The organism is Ruegeria profundi (assembly GCF_049800715.1).
GTDB lineage: Bacteria > Pseudomonadota > Alphaproteobacteria > Rhodobacterales > Rhodobacteraceae > Ruegeria > Ruegeria profundi_A.
Genome location: NZ_JBNAFO010000021.1, coordinates 1 through 15,764 on the forward strand (window position 1 = coordinate 1; position 15,764 = coordinate 15,764).

Below are 15,764 nucleotides of genomic sequence, written 5' to 3' on the forward strand. Positions count from 1 at the left end.
TGTCCGTTGTCAGGGGTTTTGGGACGGATGGCGGCGTGATCTAAGAGAGTATCTGTCTCATCTGGTTAGATTGATTATGCGGCGGTTTTGCGGTGAAGCAAGCGCCGGGTTTCGATAGTCTTTCGTTTGATCCTTTCTCGTTGTTTTAGAATGGTCTGCCCGCGTCCGAAGTAGACATCAGCGGGCGTGAGGTTTTGCAGGCTCTCGTGATAACGCCGGTGATTGTAGTGCTCGACGAAGGCGTCAATCTGCTGCGTGAGATCACCGGGCAGATAGTAGTTTTCCAACAGGATGCGGTTCTTGAGCGTCTGGTGCCAGCGCTCGATCTTTCCCTGAGTTTGCGGATGGTATGGTGCCCCTCGAACATGATCCATTTTCTGATCTTCCAGCCATTCGGCAAGCTCACCAGAGATGTAACTGGACCCGTTGTCGCTGAGCAGACGTGGCTTGTGCAGCACCGTTGCCTGATCACAGCCTGAGGCGTGCAGGGCGAGGTCCAGTGTGTCGGTCACATCCTCGGTCTTCATCGTCGTGCAAAGCTTCCAGGCGATGATGTAGCGGCTGTAATCGTCCAGGATCGTGCTGAGATAGAACCAGCCCCAGCCGATCACCTTGAGATAGGTAAAATCGGTCTGCCAGAGTTGGTTCGGTCGTGTTGTCTTGTCCTGGAACTCGTCTGCGGCTGACAAAACCACATAGGCTGGGCTGGTGATCAGATCGTAAGACTTGAGGATGCGGTAGACCGAAGCCTCTGACACAAAGTACTTTTCTGTGTCAGTGAAGCGAACAGCCAATTCACGCGGGGAAAGCTCACTTTCCTTCAGAGCCAGATCCTTGATCTTCTCGCGCACTGGCGTGGGAATGCGGTTCCAGACCCGTGACGGCGTGGGTCTACGATCTTCAAGCGCCTCGGGGCCGCCGACGAGATATCGGTCGTACCAGCGATAGAAGGTGGTCTTCGGAATGCCCAGCTTCTCCAAAGTGCGCTTGGTCGGCAGATGCGATTGCTCAACCAAGCGGATGACTTCCAGTTTTTCGGATGCGGGATATCTCATGCGTCGTCGTCCCCATCCGCGATCATGCTTTTTTTGAGCAACCGCAGTTCAAGAGCCTGTTCGGCAACCACCTCCTTCAGATCACGGGCTTCCCGTCTCAGATCCTTCACTTCGGTGGAAGTTGCCGCGCGGGCCGTGTCGCCTGCCAGACGTTTCTTGCCGGCCTCCAGAAATTCCTTGGACCAGCTGTAATAAAGGCTCTGCGCGATGACCTCACGACGGCACAGCTCTGCAATGCTGTCCTCGCCTTTTAGGCCGTCCAGCACGATCCTGATCTTCTCTTCTGCGGAATACTGTTTGCGGGTCGCACGGCGAATGTCCTTTACGACCTTCTCACCGTGGCTCTGCTTGGTTCCGGGTTTCTTTCTCATCTCCACTCCTTGGCGGTTACGATGAGCCAGAAACCCTCTCTTATCAAATCGACCTAAACTGTCCCATTGGCGCTGACGTCAGACAAAGGCTTCAAGACTGCCCTGCATGATTTGCATTCATAAAACCACTGGCACGTGTCGGTTGGCATTCTTTCGGTTTCAATGCGTCCGCACTCAGGGCAAGTCAAAGTGCTATCCAGCACCACAGTTTGTTTTGTCATTGTCTCACATCTGCATGATTAGATAATCGTTGATTTGAGCCTCATTGAACACGATGACCCATGCCAGCGCGGTGATCGCTGAGCTTCCAACAAGCCACCATTTCAGATTTGCCATCGTCCCGTTTCGATGCGCTACGATCCATGAAACCGCGACCAGCGCTGTTGAGATAGCGAGAACATAGTAGCTTGCCGCCGCTATTCTTCCGAATACCGCCAACCAACTGCCACCCAAGCCTAACAACATCATGGCCATTGGAAGAACGCAGCATGCCGCCACCCCCAGAGCGGAAACCGATCCCAGGTAGCTGAATGTCACATACTTCTTCATCTCTCGCTCCGTGGGTAGGCGATTTGATTGTGTTGAGGCACCGGCATTCAGAGCGTATAACTCCTGTAGTAACTACAGGATCAAGAGGGGACACTTCACATGATTACGATAGGTGAGGCTTCCCGGCAATCCGGGGTCGGAGTAGAAACCATCCGCTATTACGAACGCGAAGGTATCGTACCAAGACCCGCACGAGCTCTGAACAATCGTCGTCTCTATTCCGCAAACGATGTGGGTAGACTTCGGTTTTTGAAGAAATGCCGCGACCTGGGGTTTCCTCTATCTGACGCAAAGGCGCTTTTGGAGCTGTCAGAAGGAAGTGCGGAAGACTGCCGGTCAGTGAAAGAATTGGCCGAGGCACACATTGCCAGCGTTCGAAGCAAGATTGATGAGCTCAGACGCCTGGAGCACGCCTTGAGTGAGCTTACGGCCAATTATGATAGCGGAAACGTTCAATGCCCGATGCTGCAAAGACTGAGAACGATGGATGATATCTGACTCTGGCCGCTGGGCGGAATCAAAGTATCTGAGATTTAGTCAGATCGCGTCAGACCAAGGTCTGTGGTGCGGTAACAGATTGTAGTTCATAGTCGATTTCACGATGAGAGCGAAAGTATCTGACCTAACGATTGGCAATTGGTCGTTGTCGCGAGTGTTTCTTGCGGCCAGCATCGTTGTGATGGGCACTGCTACCGCAATAGTCGGGGTTTGGGTGTCAAATCGAATCCAGAACGCAGTCGTCCAAAACTCTGCCAACTCCGCAGCGCTGTATATGGAAAGCGTGGTATCCCCGCTCAGCCAGGAATTGGCACATGGCGACCGCCTTTCAAAGCAGGCGAGCCTGGCGCTGGACGAGATTTTTATGACCCAGCCAATGCGCGACCGCATTGTCTCCTACAAATTCTGGAAGCAAGGCGGTGTGATTGCACATGCCTCTGATACAGACATCATCGGAAACCGTTTCAATCCAACGGATGACTTAAGGCGGGCGTGGAGTGGTGATATCTCCGGCTCTTTCGAAGAGCTTGATCATGCCGAGAGCGCCGCCGAGGCGGCATTGGGGATACCACTACTTGAAGTTTACAGCCCCATCCGCGAACTCTGGTCCGGCGAAATCATCGCCGTTGCGGAGTTCTACGAAAGAGCGGATCAGCTTGAGTTAGATTTAGCCAAGGCCAGGCGAACAAGTTGGATGGTCGTCGGTTCCGCATTTCTCGCAAGTACTATTGTTCTGTATTCCATCGTCGCAATTGGTGACAAAACAATTCGACGACAGGGGTCTCTTCTTAAACAGCGCCTGACAGAAAGTGAGAGGATGGCCGAGCAGAATGCCCGGCTGCGCTCGCGTGTCGTCGAGGCGTCAGAAAGATATGCCACGCAAACAGATCGGTTCCTCAAGAAACTCGGTGCCGAACTGCATGATGGTCCTGCGCAATACCTGTCCCTTGCCGCTCTTAGACTGGAGGCGGCGTTTTCCAAAGAGTCCGAAAGGCCTAAAGAGGCAGAGGAAATTCAGCAGTCTTTGCAAAAATCTCTGGCTGAAATTCGTGCAATATCGCGAGGGCTGTCTGCGCCAGATATCGACAGCCTGTCACTCGTCGATGTTGTGAAGAGAGCTGTAGAGGATCATGCCGAACACAGCCCGTTGCGACCGGATATTTCATTCCAAGGTAGCCAGGCCCCAGAGTTGTCATTGTCGGGCAAGCTGTGCGTTTTTCGGTTCCTTCAGGAGACGCTTTCCAATGTCGCGAGATATGCTCCAGCTTCCAAGTGCACTGTTATCTCTGAGGCGCAGAGCGACTGCATAGTTGTGAAGGTCAAAGACGACGGACCTGGATTTGACAGGTCAGAAGAAACCGCGTTGCGAGACGATGGCGGCCAAGGGCTTATGGGCTTGCGAGATCGGGTCGAGAGTATTGGTGGCCGGTTCGAAGTCGCATCGAGACCGGGCGAAGGCACCACCATTGCTATGACACTCTTTCCCAGAAAGTTAGGCACATCATGACTACGTCTGTCGTAATAGCTGATGATCACCCGATATTCAGGGATGGTTTGCAACGAACGTTGGATGAAGCTGATGGTTTTGAAGTTTTGGCCGCTGGGTCCAACGCTGAAGAGGCAGTATTGCTGGTCGGCACGCATCAGCCGGACATAGCTATTCTTGACCTCTCTATGCCCGGTGGCGGGATAAGCGCGACACGTAAAATTGCGGCAATGGAAAATCCACCCGTCATTGCAATCTTGACGGTCTCAGAGAACAGCAGCGATGTCGCGGACGCCTTGGAGGCGGGCGCGATTGGGTACATTGTGAAGGGAGTAACCGCGAGCGAACTAACCGCTTCCTTACGAAGCATCGCCGCAGGTGAAGGGTTCGTTTCTCCGGGCTTGGCCTCGCGAGTATTGCTGCAAATCAATGCTGACACCGGCATGTCTATTAACAGCAGCATTCTCGATGACCTTACGCATCGTGAGGAAGAAATACTTCGACGTGTGGCCAAAGGACTGAGCAATCGTGAAATCGCTGATGAGTTAGACCTTCAGGAAAAGACCGTGAAGCACTACATGACGGCAATCCTGTCGAAGCTTCATGCGCGAAATCGGGTAGAGGCCGCGCTCATTGCCCATGATGTTTGGAACAAGGGAGATTAACGGCGGTCTCTTTGACGACGATGGCGGCCCCTCACTAAGAGTCGCCGCCAACGGATTATTGACTAAAGTTGCAGTTCAGTTGGCAACCGACTGTAACCTCCGACGATCAGAGGCCGTTGCGTTTCTTTCAACAACAGTCCGGTTGTACGGGTCTTTCAACTCGTAGCGCCCAAACTCGATCTCCTCTTTCCAACCATTGGCATAGTTCACTTCTATATTATTGCCCTGGCGTTCGATTTTCGTGGGTCGACTTCCAGCAGTGCCGCTTTGCCCAGAAGAGCGTACGTTGTCGATTGAGATACCATTCGCCAATGACCGAAGCCTTGAGACGTCAGCACCGGTCGCGGGGCGCTCCTCAACAGTTCGGTTCTGCGCATTCTTTCTCTCATACCGCCCGTTTTCGATCTCCTCCTTGGTTCCGTCGGCGTACCGCACTTCAATACCGTTAGCGTTTGTTTCGACCTTCGTTATCCCAGCCGAACCCGACGGTTTGCCCCCTGTTTGAGACCGATCCTGCTTTCCGCTGCCTTTGTTGGAGCGATTGGAGTCATCATTATCATCATCGTCATCGCGACCACTTTTTCCTGATCCAGAATTGTCGTCTCGATCATCATCTCGGTCGTCGTCGCGATCATCGTCTCTATCGTCATCACGATCATCGTCCCGGTCGCCACCACCGCCGCTATTGCCCGACCCAGAGTTGTCGTCCCGGTCACCGTCACGGTCACCACCACGGCCGCTACTGCCCGACCCAGAGTTGTCGTCACGATCATCGTCGCGACCATCCCCGTCGCTTCCCCTGCCGCTCTTGGCAAAGGCATATGACGGTTCAAAGTGTAGGCGACCATCAGCGTCGAACGCTGGCACATAAGGCGTCGCCGCGATCAACGAAGCCAACGCCGCAGTACTTAGAAGTTGACCCAGCTTTCTTTGAGTTTTCATTTTCGCCTCCAATTCTGAGCATCACGTTTCGTGACGTTGGAGACAGGTTACTTCTGCTTCGGCTTCCCCACATCGGGCTTAAGTCTGACGAATTTCAAGCCGAACGTCTTATTAAGATCAGTCAAACCAATAGAGTTTTTGCTGAGCCATGTGACCAGTTTAGTGGGATCTAACCCCGGCCCCCTTCAATTCGTCATCAGGTTCGAGATGAATGACAAAGACCGAACCCGGGTACAAACGCTCCAATTCTTCCTCGATGTCATTGCATATATCGTGTGCCGCGCTGACTGGCATTGTGCCGTCCACAACAAGATGAAACTCCACGAAGATGACATTTGCGGATCTGCGCCCTTTGAGGTCGTGGTACTCTAAGGCTGCGCCGAGATTTGCGTCGATTGCGTTGGAAACAGTCTGCAAGTCATGATCCGAAAGTGTCACATCCATCAGGCCATCGACGGACGATCGAATAACTTTCCAGCCCTCCCACAAGATGTTCAGTGCAACGAGAATTGCCAGGATCGGATCGAGGATCAGCCAGCCGGTGACAAGTGCAAGTATCAGACCTACGATGACACCGACTGAGGTCATGACATCTGTGAAAATGTGCCGGGAGCTTGCCTCCAATGCAGGCGAACCCTCGCGCCTGCCGATTTTGAGCAATAGGTAGGCCCATGCGCCATTCACGCCCGTTGCTATGATATTGATGGCGATTCCAAGAAGCGGCGCATCCTCAAGATGCGGGTTTGGGAGTGCCAGCACAGCTTCTCTGATGATCAAGAACGCCGCCAGCACAATCAGTACGCCCTCGGCGACGGCGGAAAGATACTCGGCTTTTTTGTGACCAAAGGGGTGGTTTTCGTCAGGGGGTATGTTGGCAATCCGAACCGCAAAATACGCCAGCAGTGCCGCAACAACATTCACGGTAGATTCCATCGCGTCTGACAATAGCGCCACCGAGCCTGTCAGCCACCAAGCCAAAAGTTTTAGGGCCAGTACCGCAATGGATATAGGAATGGACCAAAGAGCGATTTTTTGTGTCATTTGGCCGCGACCCTCAGTCAATCATGGACGGAAACTCGTGTGATTGGTGAGCTCCGATGTTCAAAACGTAAAACAGGTGTTTGGTAAAAAGGGAATAGGCCTCGCAGCTTCCTACTGCCGACCGGCAACAGCATCTGGCCCCCGCAGCATTGCGCCGAACGACTGTTACTCTGATGGAAGCCCAGTCGACGAAACAGGAACAGCTTTGAGATAGGCGGCAATCGCCAAACGGTCCTCATCCGTGAGGCGTGATGTGTTCTCGATGACGTCCACCATCTCACCACCTGCGCTGTCATAATCCGGTGTGAAGCCAGATTTGAGGTATTCGGCAATGTCTGCCTCAGACCAATCAAGCTGGTCTGAGGTCAGGCCGGGGATACGTCCCTTTCCGCTGGGGTTTGGCGCTCCTGTCAACCAGAGATCGCGTTGCACACCCCCTAAGCCGTTGCGTGGCGTATGGCATTCGGCGCAGTGGCCAAGAGCCTCCACCAAGTACCGGCCATGTCGTTGTTGGTCGGTCAGATCTCCATCGAGCACCCATCCTGGCGACATGAACAAATGCTTCCATCCGCCCAGTCCGCGTCGAATGTTGAAGGGAAAGCCAACCTCATGCACCTCGCTTTCGGCTGCGGCCGCTGGCAGCGTGCCGAGAAATGCGTGAAGCGAAACGACGTCGTCTGCCGACATGTTGGTGTAAGATGTATAAGGAAAAGCTGGAAAATAGTGCTGTCCTTCGGGTCCGGTCCCATGGATCAAGGCATTGGCCAGATCCAGGGCAGACCAGGACCCAATACCAACTTCCGGGTCACTGGAAATGTTGGGGGCAATGAACGAGCCAAAATCCGTCTCGAACCTACGACCGCCGGCGAGCATAAGCTTGTCCTCACCAACCGCTTCCGGCGCTGAATGACAGGATGCGCATCCCGCGGCGTGGAATACGATTTCACCTCTGGCGAGATCTGGTTTCAAACCATCGAGTTGAGACTGATCCATTCTTTGCGGTCGGGTCAGCACCAAACCTGCCAACCCAACCACAAGTGCAACGAAAGCGGTGAAAAAGAAAAACCGCTTCATGGCTATCTGCCATTTATTCTTTCGGTGCTCTGTAAGCTTTGTGACATGCAGAACAGCTTCCACCCAGGTCGCCCATCGCAGCTTTCAGGGCTTCAACATCTTGCCCTGCTGCAGCCTGCATCGCAACAGCGGCGTCTGCCATGGCCTGCCCTTTCGCACCAACGTCAGGGAAGTTTTCCCAGATCGCAGGTAGCGCTCGAGAGGACGGATCGGACACATTGTCAGATCCTTGAGGCCACATCGCGGATTGGTCGATCTGCGTGAGCACAACAAGGTTGTTTGCAGCCCGTGTTGCGGCCTCGGCATCATAATCCACCTCGCCTTTGGCCATGCCGCCAAGTGTACCAAGATTGAATGCATAGAGCTGCATGATCGAGGTCCGAGCCTTAACAGCCGGGTTTTCGCTTTGGTGTGCGATGGCTGTGCCAATTGCGGCCACCGAGAACAGACCGGCCGCAAAGATCGAAAATTTCTTCATCATGGTGTGTCTCCCTGTTCAATAGTCTGAACGATAACTTGAACGAATTTACTTGTAATTGTTTGTTCTTCGTCGTCACTTGTTAATTTATGAACAACGAAAACTGGGACGACATTCGATATGCGCTTGCTGTAAGCAAATACGGTTCGTTGAACGCGGCGGCGTCGGCCATGGGCGTCACGCATGCTACAGTCTTGCGAAGGGTGGCCGCATTCGAAGAGCGCAATGGCTGCCGGATTTTTCAGAAAAGCTCGTCAGGGTATTCGGTTCTGCCAGAAGCCAGTGCAATTCTCTCGGCCATGGAAAGCGTCGAAGAGGCGGTTCTTTCGGTAGAGCGGGCAATCGTGGGAGCCAATCGTTCCCCAGTAGGTCATGTGCGAATTACATCAACTGACAGTCTTTGCCAGATTGTTCTACCTCCAATACTAAATGAGATCTCACAGCTTTACCCCGGCCTGAAACTGACTTTATTAAGCGGAAATAGTCACCATGATCTATCCCGGTTGAGCGCAGACATCGCCGTGCGGCCATCGATAAAGCTCGATGAGGGGCTGATAGGGCAGCTTGCAGGAAAACTGTCTTTCGGAGTCTTTGACGACGGCTCTCCCAATAGCAAATGGATGAGGCTTGATGGGGCGTTAAGCCGTTCACTTCCTGCCAAATGGCTGGAGGCGAATGTCAGTGCTGACGAAATGACCAGCGGGGCAGACAGTTTTTTGGTTCTACGAGAGATGGCCGCTGCAGGAGTCGGTAAAACGTTTTTACCCACGTTTTTTGGCGACCCGGATTCCCGGCTTCGAAGGTCGCACGACGTGACTCCAGAAATTGAGGTTCCGCTCTGGGTAGCGACGCTGGACGAAATAGCGAACACTCCCAGATTTGCTATCGTTCAACGTGCGTTGGGTGAACGCTTAGCCATTGTTCTTTCTGGATGACGTTGTTATCAAATTCAGTCCCGAGCACTCGGGCTTCGCTCTCAGAAGATACAATACATAGCGGCTTAAAACCCACATCCAAGCTAACGAACTGGCAGCACGAAGGCCACTTTGGGCAGTGGAGCAGTCACTACGATGACCGAAGTTTCTGGCGCTTATTTGAGCAGAGCAGCCCTTGGCGTATACCGCAGCGAATGACCGCTTCCCGCCCGACGTGCTGATCAAGCATGACCGCTTTGGGCTGATTGCCTCCATCGCTCTCGGCAAAGGGAGCGGCGGATTTGTCCACGTTTTTCCAGTTCGCTCAAGCCACAGCGAACGCCCGGATTCGGTAATCTGGTTGCAACCGCCTGCTTCTGTCTCCCCACTCATTTGTCACTCCCGATCAAAAAAGGTCACCGCGGGGCGTCGACGTTATTGAAGGGCTTATCATAGCTCAAGATCAACGCCCGCTGCTTGGTAAGTTGACAGCAGTGCACCAAATTCTTCAGCCGCCTGAATGCCCTCCGAATAATCGTAGTGACGCGCCACGGTTGACTGGGACTTATGACCAAGCAACGCGGCGGCCGCACGGCCAGGCGCTGTCATGGTTTCGCTGGCCTGCGTTGCGACGTTGTCCCGCAGCCGATGAATCGATATGCGGGTTCCAAATGCCTTTTCGGTCATGTTGCCGGTCAATCGGCCGATCTGTTTTTCACTGATCGCGGTGTTTCGGGATTTGATGGATGGAAACACCGCTCCTCCGTCATCGAAGATCGGCCGAAACGACTGACGATATTCCTGCAAAACTGCTGCAAGCCGGGGATTGCGGAGGCTGCGCTCATAGGGGGCGCCCTGCTTTCGATCTTCAGGCAATTTCAGCATGGACGCCGGAATGCGGATGCCGACGGAATTGTCATCTTGAAGGTAAAGACTGCTGCCGAAGGAAAGGCAGGACAGCGCCCTTGCACGCTGCGGCAAGGCGGTTCCGATGGCCAGAATCAATCCATTCCGGTACTGCCGCGCGGAGTCCAATCCTCGCATCTGGGAGGACCGCGCGTTTTCGATATGCTGGAACCCGAGATCCCAGATTGCCGTGGCGCCGACGAGTTGCGCACCCGTCTTTGTCACCGCGCCCTCCTGGTCTGCCCGGTTACGCCAATCCGCGACGACAAAGCTACAGGCCGCGGAAGAAAATCCGGGCTGAGTCAGGCCGATCCCGCTCAGAATACGGGACTGATAGTCTGCTATCGTCCCTGCACCCACAGTTTGTCCATCTTCCGGATCGGCAAAAAGGTATCGACCGAACGCGTCCAATGAAGAGCCCGTTGGTACCATCGAACAGCCTTGGGTCGAACAGAATGCAGCCCATCGCTTCAAGGCACGGATGACGTTCAATGTGTGAGACGCGCTCCACAGCGTTCGACCCAACACCCGCTTTCCTTGTTTGGACAGCGCTATCTGCGCGGCGATGAGGCGATGCCAGTGCTCAGGAAGCTTTTGAAGCAACGTTTCGGCCTCACCCCATGCGGTCTCGCGTGGCGGTTTCTGCGACACTCTATGTTGGCGCAAGACCTGACCAAAATGCGCGGTTCGCTCGGGTCCCCACTTTGTCTTGGCCACTTGCTGAACATAGGCGAACTCGGCCAGTGCCGTTTCGCCTATTTCAGTTTGGCGCCGCGACAGATGTTCCGAAAGTTCAGCCCTTCCCGGAATTGGACCGTCTGGTAATGCCTCACGAATGTCGGCGAGCAGACGCAGATGAGTGTTGAGCGTCATTCAAACCTCCCTTTGGTGTTGGGTTTTGATGAATTCCCCGCGAATTTCTCGTTCAGCTTTTCCTGCCATTCGTCCAGCAACAGGTCTTCATCCAGTTCGGCATGGCAATCGAGGGTCGTCTGAAGGTTTTTGTGCCCCAGCAGACGCTGGACCTTCGGCAGATGATCCGAGCAGTCCTTCAGCCAGATCCACCCGATCAGATGGCGATAGAGATGAGGGTGGATCTGAACACCAACGTGCTTCGCCAAAAGTCGCGTAACCCGCTTGAGAAGCGTGTTGTAGTGCGTGTCGATTGCCTCTTTCCCTTGGCTTGGGAACAGATACGGGTTCTGCTTGTCGCCTGGTTTAAGGATGCGGGGACGGAGGTTCTCCAAATACTTCCGGAGCAATCGGCTCGTGTTTTCGCTAAGCAGGATTGGCAGATCGGCATCCCCCTTCCCGCGCAATTTAACCTCGGCCGCAGGCACAGTCAGACGGACCACATCGCCATGCCAGGACATCCAGTCCAGCCTTGCGCGCAGGACATTGTCGCTACGTGGGGCCCGGCTCATCAGGATGTCATGTGCCAGCGCGGCCATAACGTCGCGGATCAACTCCGCATCCATAACATCGATCTTTGCCGGTAAAGTGCCCGACCTTGCCTTGTGCGCCGTCCGGCGGCGATCAACCTCATCGTTTACCGCGGCGATGATCGATCCCGACAGCCGGACCGTCCCGGTGACCCGGGTCTCGGTAAACTGCTGGAGTTTCGCTTTGTTGCGGGGTGCGATCCCGGAAATGCCGGTATCATGCAGTCTGATGAGATCTGCGATGTCCTTCAGATCTTCCGAGGACCGACTGATGTATCCGGCCGCGATCTTGCGCATGGATTTCAGAACACCGGCGACATAGCCGCTGGGATAATCGCTTTTGTTGCTATCCGCGAGAGCTTCAGCACCAACTTCCAGAAACTCCGGATCAGTCAGCTCTTCGAGTGTCTCAGGAACGACATCCGTCGCAGCGATGATGGCCTTGGCCATGGATTTGACATAGCCACGGCGCCGATCCAGCGTAGACGCGCTCCAGCAGTCCTTCCCAATCAGAAATCCGGCATCCGCAGCCACCGCGGGCACAGTGTTGCGATTTGATTTCCCAGGTTTCTTCAGGCGATCCTTCTTGGCATTGCGCAGCCGGGCTTTCTTGTCTGACACCGGCGCTTCCAGCGCATCAAGGGATGCAATGAATTCCGAGCGGGACTGGCCATCGCGTGACATCTTCCCGGTCGCCCAGGGTGCGACGCGGGTTTCAAATTCTGCCAGCAGTGGCGCGATCAACGCCTCATCGACACCGAACTTGTCGCGACTATCTTGAAATGGGTGATCTGCGGCGACGAAACCGAAGCGCGAAAGATCTGCATGCGCCGACAGCTTGCCCAGCAAGGTCGTGATCTCGCAGACATGCTTTTTGCAACGGTCCTCTCCCTTGGAGGAAGCCTCGACCCGGTGACGGTAATAATCTGCCAGGGTGTCTGTTGAAATCGAGCTTGGGTCGATATTTGCGTCGTGCAGGAAGACCAGGAACGGTCCCGATGCGACCTTGGAGGACGTGGGAAGGTCGCTGGCCTGGATGGCTTTATACGCATCCCCATATATCCCCCCGATATCATCAATCCGGCGTTGCCGCTGGCGCGATTGACCACCGGCCACGGCTTTCACCAATGCGGATCGATATGTTGCGAAACTGCCTTTTGTCAGGTTGACGCTTGCAGGCCCGTTGCGGTCGAAAAAGCCGATGACATCCTGTTTGCAGGCCACTTTCAGCTCTGGTGTCCAACCCGCGTTCCGGCACAGCCATTTCAGCTTTGAGACGAGGCTGGTGTCGCCTTCGACCTGCGCGTTGGCGATAAGATCGGCATAGGTGCGCGGCGGTTCTTTTCCAAGGCTCAGAAAGTCGCGACCGGTTGCTATAGACAGCGCCACAAGCGTAGTGTGGCGCGGCCTGAGACCGGGGATGTTCAGGATGTCAGCGACTGCCTTCGCGTTCAGCCCTGCGCGCAGCGAAAGCGCCCGTTGGGACTCTCCGCTTGTCTCGAGATATGTTTTCAATTCCTGTGCAAGGGTCATGATCCTGGCTCCGTCATATTGTTGGCGACCAGTCATTCGAGTTCTAGATCCGGCCTTCCCTGGTCAGGCCGGACGCGAAGCTCGAAGATCGCGAGCCATTCGTCTTTGATGGTCCAGGATTTCCCAAGCTTTGCGGCTTGCAGCTTGACCGGCCCGTGTGGTGTCGGGCAGCCATGATTGATCCAGTCCCGGATCGTGTGGGGATCGCGCCTGAAGATTTCGGCGATTTCATTCACCGAGTAGTATTTTGGAGCCTGCATCCTTTACCTCCTGTTTTATGAGGAGGAATTGGGTCCAATCGGCGTCTGGCGGAAATTTCGAAGGAAAGTTTTTGCCGTTGATTACCCCGGTTTCGATGCAGTCGAGCCCAGGTCGAACCACCACCGCTTCAACAACTTTTGGGTCACGCCGGTAATAGAAACCCTATTTCCGGTCCGCCCCAAATCTTCCAAACCAAACCTCAATTTCCCGGATTTCCGGTTTTCAGGTTTAGACTCAAGTCATCGCCAACGACGACAACACGGAGACTGGCGATGACCATCACAGATACCAAACGACACCCGCAAAGAGACGCAACGGGGCGTTTTTCGGGGCAAGGCGCGTTCGACAGTGACGCGCCCGCCTCAGTGACAAATTTCACCTCTTTGGAAGATGCAGATCTGGATCTGCGGGAAGCCTTGGAAGCTGCGGACGAGGTCTTGGCTCCCTCGTATCGAGACAACGCAAAGGTCCCAACCGTCGTCTGCCGCGCCAGTCCCGGCGCGGGTAAGAGCCGACTTGCAAGACTGCTGCTGGCTGAGAAGGAAAAGCTCGGCAAGGACCTGCATGTGTCGTTTCACCTGCCAACCCTCGCGTTGGCTGAAGAGGCCGCGTCAGACGCCCGCGTGTTAGGTTTGGATGCCCAAGCGATCCGGGGGCGTTCGGCACCGCACCCGGATGGGCGAGGACGCATGTGCGCGCGAGCTGAGCTGGTGGAGCGGGCCAACCGCCTTGGTCTCTCAGCGCAGCAGAGCTTCTGTCGGCGCGAGGAGAGTGATGGGACCGCAAAACTCTGCCCGCATTTTAAGGCATGTGCCTATCTCACACAGTTCAACAACGTGACGAAATACCGTTTCCTTGCAACAAGCTATCTATCCCTGCCTGACCCGGCTGAAAGGTGCGACCTGCGGATCGTCGATGAAACCTTCTGGCAGCAGTTCCTGTCGATCCAGGATGTGTCAGCGGCCGCGTTTACAAATCCACGCATGCATTTCCCCGCCGCAATGGCCGGGCAGCACGCCAGCTTGCTGGACGCCGCGAAACAGGTTGTTGCGGCTTTGATGGACAATGCATCCCCGTTGTCTTTGCCGTTCTCCAGCGAGGACTATCTGGGCTTGAGTGACTTGGAATGGATGGGGAAAGCACGGTGCACCGACCTGTCTCCCGAGCAAAATGAGGCGTATCAGGCCAAATTGCTTGGAAAGGCGGAACAGAACCACCGGCATGTTTCCAGCTTCGCTGCGCTTTGGGGGGTGCTGGCCGATGCAAAGGCAGCGGGCCTATGCGCTACTGAGCGTTTGAGGCTGATTGTCGAGGACGACGCTTTCTTCATCCGCGTGCTGCGTCGAAAACCACTCAGGCATAAGGAACCCATGCTGGTTCTCGATGCAGATGCTGACGTCGGCATCCTGTCCGCGCTTGAATGCGATATCCGCAAGGTTCATGACGTCACGCTGCGCCCAAACGCCCTTGTGACACAGCTGCATGATCGCAGAATGACCAATGGAAGCCTTCTGAGGAATTCCGGGTTGCGTGAGAGCTGGCGGCGGATCATCGCGCGGGAGGTTCTAATGGATCGCCTCGACAAAAACGTGGGCGTCCTTGTTGGCGCCACGAGGAAGGTTGTGCGGGCCTTCTTCGAGGAGGCAGGTCATGGATTCGAGGGCATGTCCGAAACGGAAATTTCGGGGTTCATGCTGAGCACCAAGCTGCACGGCGCGCATTGGCTGTGGTTTGGTAGCCGGGCCCTGGGATCCAATCGTTACCAGAATTGCTCATCCGTCGTCGTGATCGGGCGGGAAGAACTCCCGGTTTCCGCACTCGAAGATCAAGCTCGTGCTCTGTGGGGAGACACGCCCGGAAACCCGTTAAACCTGCTATCCTCGGACTCAATGGGCCAGGTACGCATGCCCGAAGAAGCGGTTCCTTACGAGTTGACTGATGGCTCATCGAAAGCCGTTCTGGTGCCATGCCATCCGGATCAACGCGTGCGCCGGTTGCAGCTGCAAAGCCGAGAGCTGTCGACGCGCCAGCTGATCGAAAGGCTGCGTCTGGCGAGGGCGAAATATACGAAAAAGGTGATCATCGGCTGCAACATCCCGATCCCGGATATCCCGGTGGATAGACTGGTGTCGTGGCGGGAGCTGGAACCAAACCGTCTCGATGCGGCTATTACAGATGGCTTGCTTACACGCGGCGCGATCCGGTTGTCACCCCAAGGTTTGACGGATGGTGCGACGAAGGTCTTCTCGAGTGTGGAAGCGGCACGCACTTTCCTGAAACGCGGCAAACGAACCTATAAACTTGCCGACTTCGCATCTACAACCGCGCGGACCGGCTCAGGCATTTTCTTCGCCGAGATAAAACGAGCGGCCCGATACGCACGAACTGAGGCCGTGGTTTTTCTCACCCAAAGTGCCCCAAAAAAGGAGACTGCCGAACGCATCTGGGGCGAACTCAAGCACTTCCGGTGTAAATCTAAGGATGACCTGAGTGTCTAAAGGGAACATTTGGTTCATGTAGGGAGCGCGGACAAACCGAACCTTCAATCT

At 55.0% G+C, this 15,764-nt stretch carries 15 protein-coding genes; 5 read left to right on the forward strand and 10 right to left on the reverse strand.

Annotated features, from left to right (window positions below; genetic code table 11):
* Positions 1-74: 74 nt before the first annotated feature.
* From ACP15L_RS21890 to ACP15L_RS21900, 3 genes are all read right to left on the reverse strand, one after another.
* A protein-coding gene (locus ACP15L_RS21890) for an IS3 family transposase (RefSeq protein WP_425084199.1) occupies positions 75-1,426 on the reverse strand; the annotation gives its coding sequence in 2 pieces (ribosomal slippage) (positions 75-1,090 and positions 1,090-1,426; 1,353 coding nt in all).
* Between the two features lie 53 nt (positions 1,427-1,479).
* On the reverse strand, positions 1,480-1,647 hold the full coding sequence (locus ACP15L_RS21895; RefSeq protein WP_425085763.1) for a GDCCVxC domain-containing (seleno)protein: 168 nt from the start codon (positions 1,645-1,647) through the stop codon (positions 1,480-1,482).
* A 4-nt stretch (positions 1,648-1,651) separates the two neighbouring features.
* Positions 1,652-1,975 carry a hypothetical protein gene (locus ACP15L_RS21900; RefSeq protein WP_282121167.1) on the reverse strand — a complete coding sequence of 108 codons (324 nt, stop codon included), beginning with the start codon at positions 1,973-1,975 and terminating at the stop codon, positions 1,652-1,654.
* 99 nt (positions 1,976-2,074) lie between these two features.
* On the opposite strand from ACP15L_RS21900, the gene ACP15L_RS21905 reads away from it, so the two are divergent.
* The 3 genes from ACP15L_RS21905 to ACP15L_RS21915 all read left to right on the forward strand — a co-directional run bounded on the left by ACP15L_RS21905 (position 2,075) and on the right by ACP15L_RS21915 (position 4,624).
* Entirely contained in the window at positions 2,075-2,473 is a 399-nt protein-coding gene (locus tag ACP15L_RS21905) for a MerR family transcriptional regulator (RefSeq protein ID WP_425085764.1), read from the forward strand.
* Between the two features lie 103 nt (positions 2,474-2,576).
* Positions 2,577-3,980 (forward strand): sensor histidine kinase, encoded by a 1,404-nt coding sequence (locus tag ACP15L_RS21910; RefSeq protein ID WP_425085765.1) that lies wholly within the window; start codon positions 2,577-2,579, stop codon positions 3,978-3,980.
* Entirely contained in the window at positions 3,977-4,624 is a 648-nt protein-coding gene (locus ACP15L_RS21915) for a response regulator (protein ID WP_425085766.1), read from the forward strand. Before ACP15L_RS21910 ends, ACP15L_RS21915 begins: the two co-directional genes overlap by 4 nt.
* A 75-nt stretch (positions 4,625-4,699) precedes the next feature.
* Here the strand turns inward: ACP15L_RS21915 and ACP15L_RS21920 are convergent, their stop codons facing one another.
* The 4 genes from ACP15L_RS21920 to ACP15L_RS21935 form a co-directional block, all read right to left on the reverse strand.
* Positions 4,700-5,566 (reverse strand): hypothetical protein, encoded by an 867-nt coding sequence (locus tag ACP15L_RS21920; protein WP_425085767.1) that lies wholly within the window; start codon positions 5,564-5,566, stop codon positions 4,700-4,702.
* 159 nt (positions 5,567-5,725) lie between these two features.
* Positions 5,726-6,607, reverse strand: a complete 882-nt coding sequence (locus tag ACP15L_RS21925; protein WP_425085768.1) for a cation diffusion facilitator family transporter — start codon at positions 6,605-6,607, stop codon at positions 5,726-5,728.
* Positions 6,608-6,772: 165 nt separating this feature from the next.
* Positions 6,773-7,681 (reverse strand): c-type cytochrome, encoded by a 909-nt coding sequence (locus ACP15L_RS21930; protein ID WP_425085769.1) that lies wholly within the window; start codon positions 7,679-7,681, stop codon positions 6,773-6,775.
* Positions 7,682-7,694: 13 nt separating this feature from the next.
* Positions 7,695-8,162, reverse strand: coding sequence for a c-type cytochrome (locus ACP15L_RS21935; protein WP_425085770.1), 468 nt, complete (start codon positions 8,160-8,162; stop codon positions 7,695-7,697).
* A gap of 86 nt (positions 8,163-8,248) precedes the next feature.
* On the opposite strand from ACP15L_RS21935, the gene ACP15L_RS21940 reads away from it, so the two are divergent.
* The gene (locus tag ACP15L_RS21940) at positions 8,249-9,094 is read left to right on the forward strand and encodes a LysR family transcriptional regulator (protein ID WP_425085771.1); all 846 of its coding nucleotides are present in this window, start codon (positions 8,249-8,251) and stop codon (positions 9,092-9,094) included.
* 429 nt (positions 9,095-9,523) lie between these two features.
* Here the strand turns inward: ACP15L_RS21940 and ACP15L_RS21945 are convergent, their stop codons facing one another.
* Genes ACP15L_RS21945 through ACP15L_RS21955 form a run of 3 tightly spaced genes read right to left on the reverse strand, consistent with a single transcriptional unit; the run spans position 9,524 to position 13,214 of the window.
* Entirely contained in the window at positions 9,524-10,852 is a 1,329-nt protein-coding gene (locus ACP15L_RS21945) for a hypothetical protein (RefSeq protein WP_425085772.1), read from the reverse strand.
* Complete coding sequence (locus ACP15L_RS21950) at positions 10,849-12,954, reverse strand: tyrosine-type recombinase/integrase (RefSeq protein WP_425085773.1); 2,106 nt, start codon at positions 12,952-12,954, stop codon at positions 10,849-10,851. Before ACP15L_RS21950 ends, ACP15L_RS21945 begins: the two co-directional genes overlap by 4 nt.
* 32 nt (positions 12,955-12,986) lie before the next feature.
* Complete coding sequence (locus ACP15L_RS21955) at positions 12,987-13,214, reverse strand: helix-turn-helix domain-containing protein (RefSeq protein WP_170556196.1); 228 nt, start codon at positions 13,212-13,214, stop codon at positions 12,987-12,989.
* Positions 13,215-13,487: 273 nt separating this feature from the next.
* Here ACP15L_RS21955 and ACP15L_RS21960 point away from each other — a divergent pair, with 273 nt between their 5' ends.
* Positions 13,488-15,713, forward strand: coding sequence for a hypothetical protein (locus ACP15L_RS21960; protein WP_425085774.1), 2,226 nt, complete (start codon positions 13,488-13,490; stop codon positions 15,711-15,713).
* Positions 15,714-15,764: the final 51 nt, after the last annotated feature.

Excerpts from the sequence above, each read along its gene's own strand:
- ACP15L_RS21915 (WP_425085766.1), top strand. The coding sequence starts at position 3,977 with ATGACTACGTCTGTCGTAATAGCTGATGATCACCCGATATTCAGGGAT.
- ACP15L_RS21910 (WP_425085765.1), top strand. The coding sequence starts at position 2,577 with ATGAGAGCGAAAGTATCTGACCTAACGATTGGCAATTGGTCGTTGTCG.
- ACP15L_RS21935 (WP_425085770.1), bottom strand. The coding sequence starts at position 8,162 with ATGATGAAGAAATTTTCGATCTTTGCGGCCGGTCTGTTCTCGGTGGCC.
- ACP15L_RS21905 (WP_425085764.1), top strand. The coding sequence starts at position 2,075 with ATGATTACGATAGGTGAGGCTTCCCGGCAATCCGGGGTCGGAGTAGAA.
- ACP15L_RS21945 (WP_425085772.1), bottom strand. The coding sequence starts at position 10,852 with ATGACGCTCAACACTCATCTGCGTCTGCTCGCCGACATTCGTGAGGCA.
- ACP15L_RS21895 (WP_425085763.1), bottom strand. The coding sequence starts at position 1,647 with ATGACAAAACAAACTGTGGTGCTGGATAGCACTTTGACTTGCCCTGAG.
- ACP15L_RS21960 (WP_425085774.1), top strand. The coding sequence starts at position 13,488 with ATGACCATCACAGATACCAAACGACACCCGCAAAGAGACGCAACGGGG.
- ACP15L_RS21940 (WP_425085771.1), top strand. The coding sequence starts at position 8,249 with ATGAACAACGAAAACTGGGACGACATTCGATATGCGCTTGCTGTAAGC.
- ACP15L_RS21925 (WP_425085768.1), bottom strand. The coding sequence starts at position 6,607 with ATGACACAAAAAATCGCTCTTTGGTCCATTCCTATATCCATTGCGGTA.
- ACP15L_RS21950 (WP_425085773.1), bottom strand. The coding sequence starts at position 12,954 with ATGACCCTTGCACAGGAATTGAAAACATATCTCGAGACAAGCGGAGAG.
- ACP15L_RS21955 (WP_170556196.1), bottom strand. The coding sequence starts at position 13,214 with ATGCAGGCTCCAAAATACTACTCGGTGAATGAAATCGCCGAAATCTTC.
- ACP15L_RS21930 (WP_425085769.1), bottom strand. The coding sequence starts at position 7,681 with ATGAAGCGGTTTTTCTTTTTCACCGCTTTCGTTGCACTTGTGGTTGGG.
- ACP15L_RS21920 (WP_425085767.1), bottom strand. The coding sequence starts at position 5,566 with ATGAAAACTCAAAGAAAGCTGGGTCAACTTCTAAGTACTGCGGCGTTG.
- ACP15L_RS21900 (WP_282121167.1), bottom strand. The coding sequence starts at position 1,975 with ATGAAGAAGTATGTGACATTCAGCTACCTGGGATCGGTTTCCGCTCTG.